This window comes from Yersinia sp. Marseille-Q5920 (genome assembly GCF_946902935.1).
GTDB classification, from domain to species: Bacteria; Pseudomonadota; Gammaproteobacteria; order Enterobacterales; family Enterobacteriaceae; genus Yersinia; species Yersinia rochesterensis.
This window is the reverse complement of sequence record NZ_CAMPQA010000008.1, coordinates 118528-134283: the sequence shown is the minus strand read 5'-3', so window position 1 is coordinate 134283 and position 15756 is coordinate 118528. Positions and strand designations below refer to the sequence as shown.

The following is a 15756-nucleotide window of genomic DNA, read 5'->3' as shown; positions in this document are numbered from 1 at the left end:
TCTGAAAATGACAGGATTCGATTACACGGTTAATTATAACCAGTCGGTTATGTAAATGTGATTGATGCGAATTTTGGCAAGGGCGCTATGGTAATGGAAGCAGAGCCTTTCGTCACCCGTAAAAAAACGTTATTACGATTAAAATAGCCCCATCTGACCGGTTATTAGTGTCGTGAAGTCATCATGCATAAAGGGCAGTATAGCATCGGCCACGGGCTGGAGCTGCCGAGTCAGGTAGTGATCGTAATCAATCGGGGACTGTCGGGTTTCGAGGGGTTCGGGGCCAGCGGTGGTCATGACATAACTTATCCAACCGCCATTCTGATATTGCAATGGCCGCCCAAGCTTACGGTTGAATTCATCCGCCAGGCGCGCCGCTCTGGCATGTGGCGGGACATTGCGCTGGTAGTCGTCGAGCCGGCGGCGCAGGCGCTTGCGGTAAATCAGTTGTTCATCCAGCTCGCCATTGAGGGTTCGGGCGACATAATCGCGCACATAGTCTTGATAGGGTTGTTGCTGAAAAATCCGCAGGTACAGCTCGCGCTGGAATTGCTGGGCCAATGGTGTCCAGTCAGTGCGTACCGTTTCCAGCCCCTTATAGATCATTTGATCGCCCGTCGGGGTGGAAATTAGCCCGGCATAGCGCTTTTTACTGCCTTGCTCCGCGCCCCGGATGGTGGGCATCAAGAAGCGCCGATAATGAGTTTCAAATTCTAATTCCAGCGCGCAGGGCAAATCATAGGTTTCACGGATATGGGTTTGCCACCATTGATTGACATACCGCACCAGCTCTTGGCCAATGCGCGAAGCTTGTTCTTCACTGTGGGCGCTTTTCAGCCAAACAAAGGTTGAATCGGTATCGCCATAAATAACCTGATAGCCCCGTGCTTCAATCAATTCACGGGTTTGGCGCATGATGTCGTGGCCGCGCAGGGTAATTGAGGATGCCAGCCGGGGATCAAAAAATCGGCATCCGCTGGAACCCAATACACCATAAAAGGCATTCATGATTATCTTCAGTGCTTGGGATAATGGCTTGTTTTGTTGGCGTTTTGCGGCTTCGCGCCCCTGCCAGATCTGGTTAACAATCGCCGGTAGACAGTGTTTTTCGCGTGAGAACCAGGCACCACGAAAACCCGGCACCGAATGTTGTTCATCGGGTTGAGACATTCCCTCAACCAAGCCAACTGGATCAATCAAAAAAGTGCGGATAATCGAGGGATACAGACTTTTGTAGTCGAGCACCAGCACCGAGTCATACAAGCCCGGCTGAGAGTCCATCACAAAACCGCCGGGGCTATGTTCCTCCGGCAACTCACCTAAGTTGGGCGCAACATAGCCAACACGGTGCATCCGTGGCATATAAAGGTGGGTAAATGCCGCCACTGACCCGCCACTGCGGTCCGCCGCCAGACCGGTGACGGTCGAGCGCTCAAGTAAGAAACTCAGCAGCTCGGTTTTGGCAAAAATCCGCGTCACTAACTCGCAGTCTTTCAGGTTGTAGTGGGCCAGCGCCGGTTTATCATGAGCAAAACGGTGGTTGATTTCATCCATTCGCTGATAGGGGCTATCACTGGCTTTTCCCTCGCCCAGCAAGGTCTGGGAGACAGATTCCAGACTAAATGACGGGAAATTCCAGGTGGCAGATTTCAATGCTTCAATCCCATCGATAATCAACCGCCCGGCAGCAGAAGCAAAAAAATGCCCCTGTTTAAAACCGTGTTCCCGCCACTCTAGCAGGTTGCCGCCCCGGCCAAAGCGCAATGGGATTTGATAGCGGTCGGCGTGCTTTTGTAACACACGCAAATCAAATTGCACCAGATTCCAGCCGATGATGGCATCGGGATCATGCTGTTCCAGCCATTGATTCAGTTTTTCCAGTAACAGCGGGCGGCTGGCGACATATTCCAGCTTGAAATCCAGTGCGGCTTCATCGGCCTGATTGCCATTGGGTGGCCCCAGCATGTAAACCTGCCGCTGGCCGCAGCCCTCCAAACCAATGCAATAAAGCTCGCCGTGTTCACTGGTTTCGATATCCAGTGACAGCAGTTTTAGGATCGGGCGGTAGTCATCGGCCGGTTTCATTTGGGTATTGAGCAGCGGCCCGTTGCCATTATCTTCGCCGCTAAACCAGACCGGTGCGGTAATAAAACGCTCCATTAAAAAGCGCTCTGGTGGGCGAATATCACCTTCGTAGACATTCACGCCACTTTCTCTGAGCAGTTTCTCCAGGCGGATTAATTGGCGATGTTGGCTGCAATACAGCCCCAAAACCGGGCGCTGATGGAAATCGGTCAGTTCAAGTGGGCGCAGTTGCCAGCGGCGTTCATTGCGCAGCACGGTTTCAGCCCGTTGCCGTTGTTCGGCCGGGATAAATGCCACCGAGGGTTGAGGCGGCAGCCTGACTTGCTGCGGGCCATCATCGGTGGCTAACCAGAATTCAACTTCGGTGCCAGCCTGCGTGTCGCGCCAGTGGCGGGTGAGCAGGAAGCCCTGACGGGTTTTCCCCACGGTGCTAACCTTTAATAATGTACAGGCTATTTTATTTGTCATTTTGAACTTGGGCAGTGCTCGAAATCCTCACGTACTACGTGTACGCTCCGGTTTCTGCGCGCTGTCCGCATCCAAACTGACTGCAACAATAACGCCTGAGGGATTATGCTATCTTAGTATGGGTATTTATACAGTGTTTGTCTATTTTAATGATGACTTACCATTAATTCACACAATTCCCTGATTGACTCATTTCATGGGGCACTGGACAATCTCCCGCGCCTGAACCCAACGGACAAATCTATGGAAGCCTATTTATTACATTTATTGACGCAATCGCTGGCTTTCACGCTATTTGTCGTCATGTTAGTCACTTTTCTCGAATCTTTAGCTTTGGTGGGGATGTTGCTGCCTGGCACGGTGATGATGACCACGGTGGGCGCGTTGATTGGCAGCGGGGAAGTGGGCTTTTATTCTGCTTGGGCCGCAGCGACTGTGGGCTGTCTGGTGGGGGATTGGGCTTCGTATTTTATTGGCCGCCGCTTCAAAGAGCCGCTGCATCGCTGGTCTTTCCTGAAAAAGCATAAATCGCTGTTGGCGAAAACTGAGCATGCTTTGCATAACCACAGCATGGCAACGGTGCTGTTGGGGCGCTTTATCGGCCCAACGCGGCCTATCGTCCCGATGGTGGCGGGGATGTTAAACCTGCCGCCAGTAAAATTCGCGTTGCCGAATGTGATTGGTTGCCTCACCTGGCCGCCGCTTTATTTCTTCCCTGGCATACTGGCTGGCGTCGCCATAGATATCCCGCCGAATGCCAACAGTTATATGTTTAAGTGGCTATTATTTGCCGTGGTGGTACTGATTTGGCTGGCATTGTGGTTGGCATGGCGCTGGTGGCGCTTTGGTAAACGCAGCCCAGACCGCCTGAGCAAATGGCTGCCTTTGGCCCGCTTGCGCTGGGTGACGGTGCTGTCCATTATGCTGGCGATAGCCAGTTTTGTCTGGCTCCATATGCAACCCATCATGCCGCTTTATCGTCATCTATTATGGAAGGTTCTTGCTGGGTAATCCCCTTCGGCCTTGACGCCGCAGGGGGTTAGCGGTTCCATCAACTACCGCTGGGGAGTAATCCCTAGCACCCTGGCTTCCGGCGCAGTGCCGTTGACCAGTGCCTGAGTGGGGCCGTCATAGTAAATACGGCCATCCACCACCAATAAAGTGCGCTCAGCAATGCGGGCGGCGTCATCCAGATTGTGCGACACCATCAACAAGGTCAATTGGCGATTTTCGCAGACGTTTTCGACCAATTGCAGCATTTCATTGCGCAGTGCCGGGTCTAATGCGGAAAAGGGTTCGTCCAGCAGCAGGATGGGTTGGCTGCGCACCAGACAGCGCGCCAGTGCTGCCCGTTGGCGTTGGCCGCCGGAAAGCTGTGCCGGTAGCCGGTCAAGACACTCTTCCAACCCAACTTGTTGCGCAATCTGGCCGAGCAGTAATTTTTGCTCATGATTGAGTTTTAGCCCCGGATGCAAACCCAGCCCAATGTTTTGTTCGACATTCAAATGCGCGAACAGATTATTTTCCTGAAATAACATGGATACCGGCCTTTGGGCGGGCGGTGTTAGGGTATGATCTTGATTATTCAGCAGCATTTGACCACTGGCCGGAGCTAAAAAGCCCGCAATTAAGCTCAATAGCGTGCTTTTACCCGCCCCACTGGGGCCAAGAATAGCCACCCGCTCACCGGCTTGCATGCGCAAATCAAAACGCATCGGTAAGTGGTCGTATAAATAGGTGATTTTCTCAAGCTTTAGCATGGCGGCTCGGCAGTTTTTCAATCAGAGTAAACAGCAGGAAACACAGTAACAGCAGCAGCAGGGCGGTCACCGCGCCATCATTGCTGCGATAAGACCCTATCTGTTGATAGAGATAAAATGGCAGGGTGCGGAAATGTTCGTTACCAAACAGCGCGACCACGCCAAAATCCCCGATAGAAAGCACACTGGCGAAGGCCAACGCTTGAGCCAGCGGGCGTTTCAGCGCCCGTAACTCAATGTGGCGCACACGGTGCCAGCCGCGAATATCCAGTGATAAACACAGCGGCGTATAGCGCTCAGCCAAGTCTCGCATCGGGTTATCCAACACTTTTAATGCATAGGGCACCGCCATCAGCGCATTGGTCAGAATCACCAGTGCATAAGGCGATTGCGGCAAGCCCAGAGTGTCATTGAGCAATAAGAAAAAGCCGGTTGCCAGCACGATCCCCGGCATCGCCAGAATCACCATGCCGCTGATGTCCAATACTTGCCCGTAAGCCGTGTGGTGGCGCAGTTTCAGCTCACGGCTGCTCCATAACAGCATCATAGTCAGAGTGACACACAATAATCCGGCCCCAATAGCGATAGTTAGTGAGGTAAAGAAAGCTTGCCACAGCGCCGGTTGTTGTAGCACGGTCAATATCGTTTTATTGCTGCCATCAATTACAACAGCCAGCAATGGTGGCACCATCAATAATAACGCCGCCCCGATTAACAAGGTATCGCTAATGCGCGACCAGGTACTATCCTGCTGACTGCGCCACTCCTGAGCATGGGTATTCCCCACCGCCAACACTGAACTTAGCCGTTGGCTCAGCACCACCAATCCCAGACAGCAACCCAGTTGAATCAGTGCCAATAATGCGGCGCGCCCTAAATCATAGTCATAACTAAGTGCCTGATAAATAGCCAGTTCGATGGTGGTAGCTTGCGGCCCGCCGCCCAGAGAGAGCACGGTGGCAAAGCTGGCAAAACACAGCATGAAAATCAGCGCGGCAGTCGGCAGAATTTGGCGGCGCAGATAGGGCCACTCGATCCAGCGAAAATGCTGCCAGCCGTTCATGCCCAATTGGGCGGCTAACTGGCGCTGCTCAACGGCAATGCTTTCCAATGACTGCAATAACAAGCGGGTTGCCAGCGGCATATTAAAGAAAATATGCGCCAGCAAAATCCCTTGTAAACCATAGGGCGAGAAGCGGTAATCCACTCCTAGCCAGCCCAATAGTGCCGCCAGCCAACCTTGGCGGCCATAAACCGTCAGGATGCCGAAAATGGCGACCAGCACCGGCAGCACCAATGTCATGGCACATAAGCGCAGCATCAATTGGCGGCCGGGGAAGCGGCGGCGATATAAGGCGCGCGCCAAAAAAATCGCCGGAATAACGGACAGCAGCGCAGAGAGAAACGCCTGCCAGAAAGTGAAGCGAATCACATGCCACAGATAACTGTCATGCCAGATGCTTTGCCAGTCTGCCGCTGGCGCGTGACGCCAGATAGCGGTGAACGCCAGTAAGGCGACACCGGTTATCAGCAAGGCGGCCAGTAGCCCCGGCCATAGCCACGCGGGGATTAGTGGCTGACGGCGGATTGCCATGCTTGAATCCATTTACCGCGATTATCAGCCACGTCTTTTGCATCAAACTGCAAAGCTTTTTGCGGCACGGTGAGTGTTTCAAATCCAGCCGGTAAGTCCATTTTGATTACCGGATACATCCAGTTGCCGGTCGGGATATGATTCTGGAATGCAGGAGTGACCATAAATTGCATAAAGCGCTGGGCCAGTTCCGGTTGTTTGCTGGACGCGACCACACCGGCCACTTCCACTTGCAGATAGTGGCCTTCACTGAAATCAGCCGCCGCATAGTTGTCTTTCTTCTCTGCAATCAGATGATAAGCCGGAGAAGTGGTGTAGCTCAGCACGAAATCCCCTTCACCTTTCAGGAACAAGCCGTAAGCTTCACTCCAGCCTTTGGTCACGGTGACGGTTTTTTTCGCTAATTTCTGCCAGGCTTGCGGGGCTTGGTCGCCATAGACTTTTTGCATCCACAACATTAAACCGAGGCCCGGGGTACTGGTGCGCGGGTCTTGATAAATCACTTTCCACGGTTCTTTGCTGTCGACTAATTCTTGCAGGCTTTTCGGCGGGTTTTTCAATTTATTTTTGTCATACACAAACGCAAAATAGCCATAATCGTAGGGGACGAAAATTTTATTCTGCCATTTTTCTGGCAAAGTCAGATGGCTGGTATCTACCTGACTTGGTACGAATAATCCGGTTTGCTCTGCCGCTTGCAGCAGATTGTTATCTAAGCCCAACACCACATCGGCCTGGCTATTTTCACCCTCCATCCGCAGGCGGTTCAGCAGGGAAACACCATCTTCCAGCGCCACAAATTTAAGCTGACAATCACACTCGGCTTCAAAGGCTTTTTTAATCGACGGCCCCGGGCCCCAATCAGCCGCGAAAGAATCATAGGTATAAACAGTCAAGGTGGGTTTATCAGCAGCGACGGCAGCGGCAGACAGAAAAAACAAGCAGGAAATCATGCGTTTAAACACTTTGCACTCCTTAAAGATAAAGGTGGCAAAGGTATCTGAGGCGGTAAATAACATGAATATCAAGAAGATACAGCGTTATTTTTCTCAAATCCCTCCGCCGGTGTTAACCGGATCAGGTTCGACGGGTTTGCTCTCAGCGAAAAAACTTGCTGCGGTTAGGTTGATCCGGTGTTGGGCAGTACTCGAAATCCTCACGTACTACGTGTACGCTCCGGTTTCTGCGTGCTGTCCGCTTCCGGCTGAACCTACCTCGCGACGTTTTTGTTTCATTGTTAATGGAACGAACCAGTATAAATTCTGGACACGACCACAACAGTTTTTCCGCACCCCGTTGAGACGGCGCTATTGTAGAGTTTAATTGCAGTGGGCGAAAGCGGGTTTAATCCTCTGGTGGCGTAAACCAGGCCGATTTGAAGTCAAACCAGCCGAGTGTGTTCATGCGCACCCCGCGCATACTGTGCTGCCCATATAATTCTAGCCAGTGATGGAACAGTGGGTGAAATTGATTCTGGCTGACCAAACGCTGGCTCCATTCCGCCATTGGCAGAGTATTATTTCGCCATAATTCAACATCTTGGTGCAGTTTTTCATCCAGGCAATATTGCAGCAGCGGCAGCTCATACAAGGTGGCAAACAGGGAAAATTCCAGCGGCAGATAAAAATTGGCGCTGCCGAGCCAGATGTCGCTCTGTGCATCCCCTTGATACCAACTGGCATAATCCACCACATTTATGATCAATTTGACCCCATGTGCCGCTAATAATGTGGCCAATGTTTGGCTGATAGCATCAAACTCTGAATGGTGACTATAAAAAGTCAGTGTCAGTTCGGTCAAACCTTCCGGTTTCGCTTCCAGTACCCTGAGCCGGTTATGGTGCCAGCGCGGTAACATGCCGTAAGCCGGTGACCAGTAGCGTTGGTAAAAAGGGTCGGCATGGCTGAGTAGGGCGACGGGGGTGATGAGTTCACAGAGCCAACGGCGGATATCAGGATTGCAGGTTTGGGGAGATCGCTGGTCGAATAGCAGAAAATAACAGCCTTCTTCCAGCCGGCTTTCCAGCTCATTTTTACTGGTATCATCAGCTTGCAATTGCACACCGGAATAAACCAACTCTTCGGACAGCTCCGGTAATACCCAAATATTGACCTCATCAATAAGTGCGCGAAAACCAAAATAATTATCAAATGCCTGAATTTTCAATTGGCTATGATGATTTCGAATCACGGAATAGGGGCCAGTCCCAATAGGATGTCGGCGGAAATCCGGCTGATTCTCCCACTCTTGCGGCAAGATCATGGCGTGTACACTGCCCAACAACCACGGCAGCCAGCTGTCCGGGGTACTGAGATGCACATCAATCACATACGGGGTGGGTGAGCGCACCGCGGTGATATGTGAAAACAGCGGTTGGGGGATTAACCGAGTCAGGCTGGTCATCACATCATTCATTTCCAGCTCACGGCCATGGTGAAAATGAATCGCCGGGCGCAAATAAAAGCGCCAATGCAATGGGCTAATGGCTTGCCAGTGATGAGACAAATCCGGCTCCAGTTCCCCATTTTCCTCATTTATCCGCGTCAGACCATTAAAAATCTGCCGCACCATATGGGTTTCTGAGCGGCGCAGCGCGGTGCCGGGTAATAGATTTTGTAAGGGGCGATAATAGAGCACCCGCAGAATATGTTTACCTTGCCGGAAGCTGCGCCCTAACTGAGAGAGCAGCATTTGGCGCACCGCTTTTTTATCCCCGACCAACTGCACCAGTTGATCAATACTTTCTTGTTCCAGTAACTCTTCGGCCCGCTGTTGCTGTAAGGCCAGGCCGGAGCAGAGGAAAGTCAGTTGTGAGCGCTTACCTCGGCCAGCTTCCGCCTGCCAGCTCAGCCATCCCTCTTGCTGCATACTGCCCAATAAGGAACGCACATGGCGGCGCGAGCAACAGAGCACGTCAGCCAGCTCCTGCAAGGTGGTTTCTGTGGGCAAACCGCTAAAACGTTGCCAAAGGCGAATGAACTGCTGTTGCAAGCGGGAGGTAGACATAAAAGGGGAACTCCTCGGCAAACTTCATCAATTTTTCTTTCCCTATATTACGCGGATACTGCTTGTTAATGAAAGCGGGTTAGTCAGCGAATGGGAGGAATAAGATGATTTTTAATTTACAACGTTATTCCACTCATGACGGCCCCGGCATTCGTAGCGTGGTGTTCCTCAAAGGCTGTTCGTTGAGTTGTCGCTGGTGCCAAAACCCCGAAAGCCGCTCACGTGAGCCGGAGATGTTATTTGACCCGCGCCTGTGTTTATCCGGCTGCGATTTGTGTCATCAGACTTGCCCACAAGCAATCCAACATATTGATAATAAAATTGTTATTCATCGCCAGCTATTGGCTGAAGACGACTTTCAAGCACTGAAAACGCGCTGCCCCAGTGGTGCGTTGACGGTGTGCGGTGACCCCATTGATATTGACGGCACTATGGCGATATTGCTGCGCGATTTGCCATTTTATCGGCGCAGTGGTGGCGGGGTGACATTATCTGGCGGCGAACCTTTTATGCAGCCGGAAGTGGCCGCTGAATTATTGCAGCGCTGCCATCAACTGGGCATCCATACCGCGGTTGAATCTTGTTTGCACACCCCGTGGCGCTATATCGCCCCCTCTTTGCCGTGGCTGGATTTGATGCTGGCAGACTTGAAACACACCGATGAGCGCCGTTTTCAACAGTGGACTGGCGGCTCTGCCAAACGGGTGATGGATAACTTCCGCAAATTAGCGGCCGCGGGCACCGATATCACGGTGCGGGTGCCTTTAATCCCGGATTTCAATGCTGACCGCCGCTCGGTACAAGGAATTGTCGATTTTGCTGCGGATGAGATTGGCATGAAAGAAATTCATTTTTTGCCTTATCACACTCTGGGCATCAATAAATATTCGCTGCTGGGTGAAAAGTATCTGGCGGCAAGTACACCTTTGGACTCTCCTTCCCTGCTGGCCTTCGCGGAAAGTTATGCCCGTGAAAAGGGCCTGACGGCAATCTTAAGAGGATGACGCAATGACCACTCTCGATTTGGTAACCTTAAGCGAACGGACAAAACAGCATAAAAACGCGCTGATTCATATTGTAAAACCGCCGGTTTGTACTGAGCGGGCGTTGCATTATACCGAGGCTTATCAACAACATCAGGATAAACCGCTGCCGGTTCGGCGGGCGCTGGCACTGGCCCATCACTTACAGCAACGCACTGTTTGGATTAAAAATGATGAGCTAATTATTGGTAATCAGGCCAGCCAATTACGCGCCGCGCCGATTTTTCCTGAATACACCGTGGGCTGGATTGAGAGTGAAATTGACGCGTTAGCCGACCGCCCCGGTGCCGGTTTCTCAGTCAGTGAAGCCGACAAAACGGTATTACACCAGCTGTGCCCATGGTGGCGCGGGCAAACAGTGCAAGACCGCTGCTACGGCATGTTTACTGATGAGCAAAAAGCGCTGTTGGCGACCGGCATTATAAAAGCCGAGGGCAATATGACCTCCGGCGATGCGCATTTGGCGGTTAACTTCCCGTTATTGCTAGAAAAAGGGCTGGATGGTCTGCGCAGTAAAGTGGCCAGCCGTCGCTCTCGGCTGCAACTGACTGACTGGAGTGACCTGCACAAAGAACAATTCCTGAAAGCGATTGATATCTCGCTGGCGGCTCTGAGCGCACATATTGAGCGCTATGCCACAGTGGCCCGGCAAATGGCGGAAGAAGAAACGCGTGAATGGCGGCGCACTGAACTACAAGAAATCGCCGAAAACTGTGAGCTGATTGCTCATCAGCCGCCGCAAACTTTCTGGCAAGCTCTGCAATTGTGCTATTTCATTCAACTGATTTTGCAAATTGAATCCAATGGTCATTCCGTCTCGTTTGGCCGTTTGGACCAATATCTGTATCCATGGTATCGCCGCGATGTTGAGTTGGAAAACACCCTCAGCCGCGAGCATGCTATTGAGATGCTGCATAGCTGCTGGCTGAAATTGCTGGAAGTGAACAAAATCCGCTCCGGTTCGCACTCCAAGGCCTCGGCGGGTAGCCCGCTTTATCAAAACGTCACTATCGGCGGGCAAAAATTGGTGCAGGGCAAAGCCATTGATGCGGTGAATCCGCTCTCTTATGCGGTGCTGGAATCCTGTGGGCGCTTACGTTCAACCCAGCCGAATCTCAGTGTTCGCTATCATGCCGGTATCAGTGATGATTTCCTCGATGCTTGCGTGCAAGTCATTCGCTGTGGTTTTGGTATGCCCGCATTTAATAATGACGAAATTGTTATTCCCGAATTTATCAAACTGGGTGTCGAGCCGCAGGATGCCTATGATTACGCGGCGATTGGCTGCATTGAAACCGCCGTCGGCGGCAAGTGGGGCTACCGCTGCACCGGTATGAGTTTCATTAACTTCGCCAGAGTGATGTTGGCTGCGTTGGAGCAAGGTCGCGATGCCACTTCCGGCCAGGTGTTCTTGCCACAAGAGCAAGGATTGTCGAAAGGTAACTTTAGCGATTTTTCTCAAGTCATGGCGCAATGGGATGCGCAGATTCGCTATTACACCCGCAAATCCATTGAAATAGAGTGTGTGGTGGACACTATCTTGGAAGAAAACGCCCACGATATCGTCTGTTCAGCGCTGGTGGATGATTGCATTGAGCGCGGCAAAAGTATCAAACAGGGCGGGGCGCGCTACGACTGGGTTTCTGGCTTGCAAGTCGGAATTGCCAATTTGGGTAACAGTCTGGCGGCTGTGCGCAAATTGGTATTTGAACAACAACTTATCAGCCAAAAACAGCTGGCCACTGCATTAGCCAATGATTTTGCTGGTCTGAATGGCGAGCAGCTACGCCAGCATTTGATTAATTCAGCGCCGAAATACGGCAATGATGTTGATGATGTCGACCAACTGTTAGTGCGGGCTTATCAGACTTACATTGATGAGCTGAAGCAATATCACAATACGCGTTTTGGTCGCGGCCCGATTGGCGGCACTTATTATGCGGGAACCTCGTCTATCTCTGCCAACGTGCCATTTGGCGCGGCGACCATGGCAACACCCGATGGCCGTAAAGCGCACAGCCCATTGGCGGAGGGGGCAAGCCCCGCTTCTGGCACTGACCATCTGGGGCCAACGGCGGTGTTTAACTCATTGTCAAAATTGCCAACGGCTTCGATTCTGGGCGGCGTGTTGCTCAATCAAAAGTTGAACCCGTCCACATTGGATAATCCGCGTGACCGCGAAAAGTTGATGATGATGCTGCGCACTTTCTTTGAGGAGTATTTGGGCTGGCATGTGCAATACAACATTGTGTCGCGTGAAACCTTGCTGGAAGCCAAGCAGCACCCGGATCGCTACCGTGATTTAGTGGTCAGAGTTGCCGGTTACTCGGCATTCTTCACCGCGCTGTCGCCGGATGCACAGGACGATATTATCGCCCGCACTGAACATACTTTGTAATTTAGTCTTGCTTTACCGAGTAGCAAAAGTTTCTGAGTAATGGTGTATTTCACCAGCCAGTGGTTTATGCCACTGGCTTTTTTTATTACCTTTCGCACTCGAAGCTGTGGCGTTGTTAGCGACGTTCGCGCACCCGAATCATTGGGATGTGAAATTTATGCGGCTTTTATATTTTTCTCTATATAAATCTGCGCGCTTCTGTAGCATAGCGTTTAATAGCTGTTTCTGGCGCTGGAGCCTGGAATGAAATCTGCATTAACCTTTTCCCGCCGTATCAACCCGGTTTTTCTCGCTTTCTTTGTGGTGGCTTTTCTTTCTGGTATTGCGGGTGCCTTGCAAGCTCCGACCTTAAGTCTGTTTTTAAGCACCGAAGTCAAAGTGCGGCCACTATGGGTTGGGCTGTTTTACACTGTGAATGCTATTGCCGGGATTACCGTCAGCTTTGTGCTGGCCAAGCGCTCGGACTCGCGCGGGGATCGGCGCAAACTCATTATGGTTTGCTACTTAATGGCGGTGGGGAACTGCCTGTTATTTGCCTTTAATCGTGATTATCTGACCTTGATCACCGCCGGAGTGGTGTTGGCCGCCGTGGCTAACACCGCCATGCCGCAAATTTTCGCTCTAGCGCGTGAATATGCTGATAGCTCGGCCCGAGAAGTGGTGATGTTCAGCTCCATTATGCGTGCGCAGCTCTCATTGGCTTGGGTTATCGGGCCGCCGCTGTCATTTATGCTGGCGCTGAATTATGGCTTTACCCTGATGTTCAGTATTGCGGCCGGTATTTTTGTGCTGAGCGCGCTGGTGGTGTGGTTTATTCTGCCGTCGGTGCCGCGGGCAGAGCCGGTAGCGGATGCCCCTGCGGTGGCGCAAGTGAGCTTGTTTGCTGATAAAAACGTGTTGTTATTGTTTATTGCTTCAATGCTGATGTGGACTTGCAATACCATGTATATCATTGATATGCCTTTATATATCACCGCAAACTTGGGGTTACCTGAGCGGTTAGCGGGTTTATTGATGGGGACGGCGGCCGGGCTGGAAATTCCTATCATGTTGTTGGCGGGGTATTCAGTCAGACGTTTTGGTAAGCGCAAAATCATGTTGTTTGCGGTGCTGGCTGGCGTGCTGTTTTATACCGGATTGGTGCTGTTTAAATTCAAAACCGCCCTGATGTTATTGCAGATTTTTAATGCCATTTTCATCGGCATTGTCGCCGGGATTGGTATGCTTTATTTTCAGGATTTAATGCCCGGCAGGGCAGGAGCCGCTACCACGTTGTTTACCAACAGTATTTCAACCGGGGTGATTCTGGCAGGGGTGCTGCAAGGGGTATTAACGGAAACTTGGGGACATGATTCGGTGTATGTCATGGCGATGATTCTCGCCATTCTCTCACTTATCATTTGTGCGCGAGTCAGAGAAGCTTAGCACCCCGCAGGTTCGGGCAGGATAGGGGCGATGGTGTTAATCGCCCGGACAGTTAAACCAATATAATCATGAGAATACCCCCAAAACCCAATGCAGTGATCTTGGGGGAAATTGTTGTTTATTCGACCGGTTTTAATCGGGCCACAAAGTGGCGTAGAACTGGCGGTTCGTAGGTGAAAGTCAAACCTTTGATTTCCTCGGCGCGTGATTTGAGTGAAATCAGTGCATCCGCAATATAGTCCATATGGTCATTGGTATAGACCCGGCGCGGGATGGTCAAGCGCAGCAATTCCAATGGCGATGGTTTTTGTTGGCCGGTTTCCGGATCACGGCCTAGCAACAATGAACCAATCTCCACACTGCGGATTCCCGCCTCCAGATACAGGGCATTATTCAGGGCTTGTGCTGGGAATTGTTCGGCTGGAATATGTGGCAGCAGGATTTTGGCATCAACAAATACGGCATGACCGCCAGTCGGATATTGAATGGGGATGCCGCCAGCCCGCAGGCGCTCGCCCAAATATTCGACCTGACCAATACGGTAAGTCAGGAAGTCTTCATTCATTCCCTCTTCCAGCCCAATCGCCAGCGCTTCCATGTCGCGGCCAGCCAAACCACCATAAGTCACAAAACCTTCCATTGGCACACAACGGATGCGAACGTCGTTGAACAGGTCTTCATCGGCACGGAAACAGCATAAACCGCCAATGTTTACCAGCGAGTCTTTTTTGGCTGACATGGTGAGCATATCGCCATACTGATACATTTCCAGAATGATCTCTTTGATCGACTTATCGCCATAACCCGGCTCGCGCTGCTTGATAAACCAGGCGTTTTCACAGAAGCGGGCGGAGTCAATCACCACTGGAATATTATGCTGTTGAGCAATTCGATATACTTCGCGCATATTACTCATTGAAACTGGCTGCCCGCCGGAGCTGTTGCAAGTGACGGTGGTAATAATTGACACCACATTGTCAGCACCATGCTCGGCAATAGTGGCTTTCAGTTGGTCTAAATCGAAATCCCCTTTCCAGTCATAATAAGTCACAGTATCAAAGGCTTTCGGGGTGACCACGTTGATAGCTTTCGCCCCATTGATCTCAACATGGGCGGCGGTGGTATCAAAGTGGAAGTTGGAAATAAAAACGGGATTCTTGGCTCCCCCTGCTTTTTGTTTTTTGGCAATGAGGCAAGGGAATAGAATTTGTTCCGCGCCGCGGCCCTGATGTGTTGGGATAGTAAATGGGTAGCCAATCAGTTTTTTAACCTGGTCACACAAGTGATAATAGTTACGCGAGCCAGCATAGGATTCATCGCCCATCATTAAGCCAGCCCACTGGCGGTCACTCATCGCCCCAGTGCCAGAGTCAGTCAGTAAATCAATATAAATATCTTCACTGGGGAGTAAGAATGGGTTGTAGCCCGCCTCAATCAGTGCTTTCTCACGATCCTCCCGGTTAGTCATCCGAATATTTTCTACCATTTTAATACGGAAAGGTTCAGGAATGCGTTTCATGGCTTATAACTCCAAATACCCGTCGTACTTGAAACCGCAGGGGCGTTAGCTGCCGACCTGCAACTCCAATGACTTTGGCTATATATTAAAAATGCTGTCATTTAGTGACGAGCGAAAGTCATTATTCGCATCACCTATGACGGCAAAAAAATAAAGAAATGAGATTTTCAGCCGAAGCTGAATAAGCAATGGGGGAATTAACGCGGGAAATCGTTGGCGAGGCGGTAATCTATATTAAACCAAGCTCGGCTATCGCCGGAGATACGTGCTTCGTAACGCAATATAATGCGTGTCATAAGGCGACCTCTAGGGAGGAAATAGTCAATTACAGCATAGCGTTGTTGAGGAAATAAAAAGTGACCGTCAGCACAAATTACAATCAATGCAGAATATATTATAATTATTAATGTTTATGCAATTGTATAGATTAAGGTGCTGATTTGTATTCTGTTGATTAT

General features: G+C 51.1%; 11 protein-coding genes and 1 riboswitch. Of the genes, 4 read left to right on the top strand and 7 right to left on the bottom strand.

All coding sequences use genetic code 11. The features are described 5' to 3' along the window. Positions 1-138 precede the first annotated feature (138 nt). Entirely contained in the window at positions 139-2511 is a 2373-nt protein-coding gene (locus OVO64_RS13230; RefSeq protein ID WP_038636362.1) for a DNA polymerase II, read from the bottom strand. A 285-nt stretch (positions 2512-2796) separates the two neighbouring features. On the opposite strand from OVO64_RS13230, the gene OVO64_RS13225 reads away from it, so the two are divergent. Next, on the top strand, positions 2797-3564 hold the full coding sequence (locus OVO64_RS13225; RefSeq protein ID WP_050291592.1) for a DedA family protein: 768 nt from the start codon (positions 2797-2799) through the stop codon (positions 3562-3564). Positions 3565-3608: 44 nt separating this feature from the next. Here the strand turns inward: OVO64_RS13225 and thiQ are convergent, their stop codons facing one another. The 4 genes from thiQ to sgrR form a co-directional block, all read right to left on the bottom strand. After that, the gene (gene thiQ, locus OVO64_RS13220) at positions 3609-4313 is read right to left on the bottom strand and encodes a thiamine ABC transporter ATP-binding protein ThiQ (protein WP_038636357.1); all 705 of its coding nucleotides are present in this window, start codon (positions 4311-4313) and stop codon (positions 3609-3611) included. Beyond that, a complete protein-coding gene (gene thiP / locus OVO64_RS13215; protein ID WP_038636354.1) occupies positions 4300-5907 on the bottom strand; it encodes a thiamine/thiamine pyrophosphate ABC transporter permease ThiP in 1608 nt (535 codons plus the stop codon). The genes thiQ and thiP overlap by 14 nt, the downstream gene beginning before the upstream one ends. Beyond that, positions 5883-6872, bottom strand: a complete 990-nt coding sequence (thiB, locus tag OVO64_RS13210; protein ID WP_186379544.1) for a thiamine ABC transporter substrate binding subunit — start codon at positions 6870-6872, stop codon at positions 5883-5885. Before thiB ends, thiP begins: the two co-directional genes overlap by 25 nt. 72 nt (positions 6873-6944) lie before the next feature. Continuing rightward, positions 6945-7037, bottom strand: a riboswitch (TPP riboswitch). 214 nt (positions 7038-7251) lie between these two features. Next, the gene (gene sgrR, locus OVO64_RS13205) at positions 7252-8913 is read right to left on the bottom strand and encodes an HTH-type transcriptional regulator SgrR (protein ID WP_145510166.1); all 1662 of its coding nucleotides are present in this window, start codon (positions 8911-8913) and stop codon (positions 7252-7254) included. A 104-nt stretch (positions 8914-9017) separates the two neighbouring features. On the opposite strand from sgrR, the gene OVO64_RS13200 reads away from it, so the two are divergent. The 3 genes from OVO64_RS13200 (at position 9018) to OVO64_RS13190 (ending at position 13779) form a co-directional block, all read left to right on the top strand. Next, positions 9018-9917 carry a glycyl-radical enzyme activating protein gene (locus tag OVO64_RS13200; RefSeq protein WP_038636345.1) on the top strand — a complete coding sequence of 300 codons (900 nt, stop codon included), beginning with the start codon at positions 9018-9020 and terminating at the stop codon, positions 9915-9917. A 4-nt stretch (positions 9918-9921) separates the two neighbouring features. Next, complete coding sequence (locus tag OVO64_RS13195; protein ID WP_050291596.1) at positions 9922-12354, top strand: formate C-acetyltransferase/glycerol dehydratase family glycyl radical enzyme; 2433 nt, start codon at positions 9922-9924, stop codon at positions 12352-12354. 243 nt (positions 12355-12597) lie between these two features. After that, a complete protein-coding gene (locus OVO64_RS13190) occupies positions 12598-13779 on the top strand; it encodes a sugar efflux transporter (RefSeq protein ID WP_038636339.1) in 1182 nt (393 codons plus the stop codon). Positions 13780-13897: 118 nt separating this feature from the next. On the opposite strand, the gene tnaA is transcribed toward OVO64_RS13190, so the two are convergent. After that, complete coding sequence (gene tnaA / locus OVO64_RS13185) at positions 13898-15298, bottom strand: tryptophanase (protein WP_038636336.1); 1401 nt, start codon at positions 15296-15298, stop codon at positions 13898-13900. 197 nt (positions 15299-15495) lie between these two features. After that, positions 15496-15594, bottom strand: coding sequence for a tryptophanase leader peptide (gene tnaC / locus OVO64_RS13180; protein ID WP_071841742.1), 99 nt, complete (start codon positions 15592-15594; stop codon positions 15496-15498). Between the last annotated feature and the right edge of the window lie 162 nt (positions 15595-15756).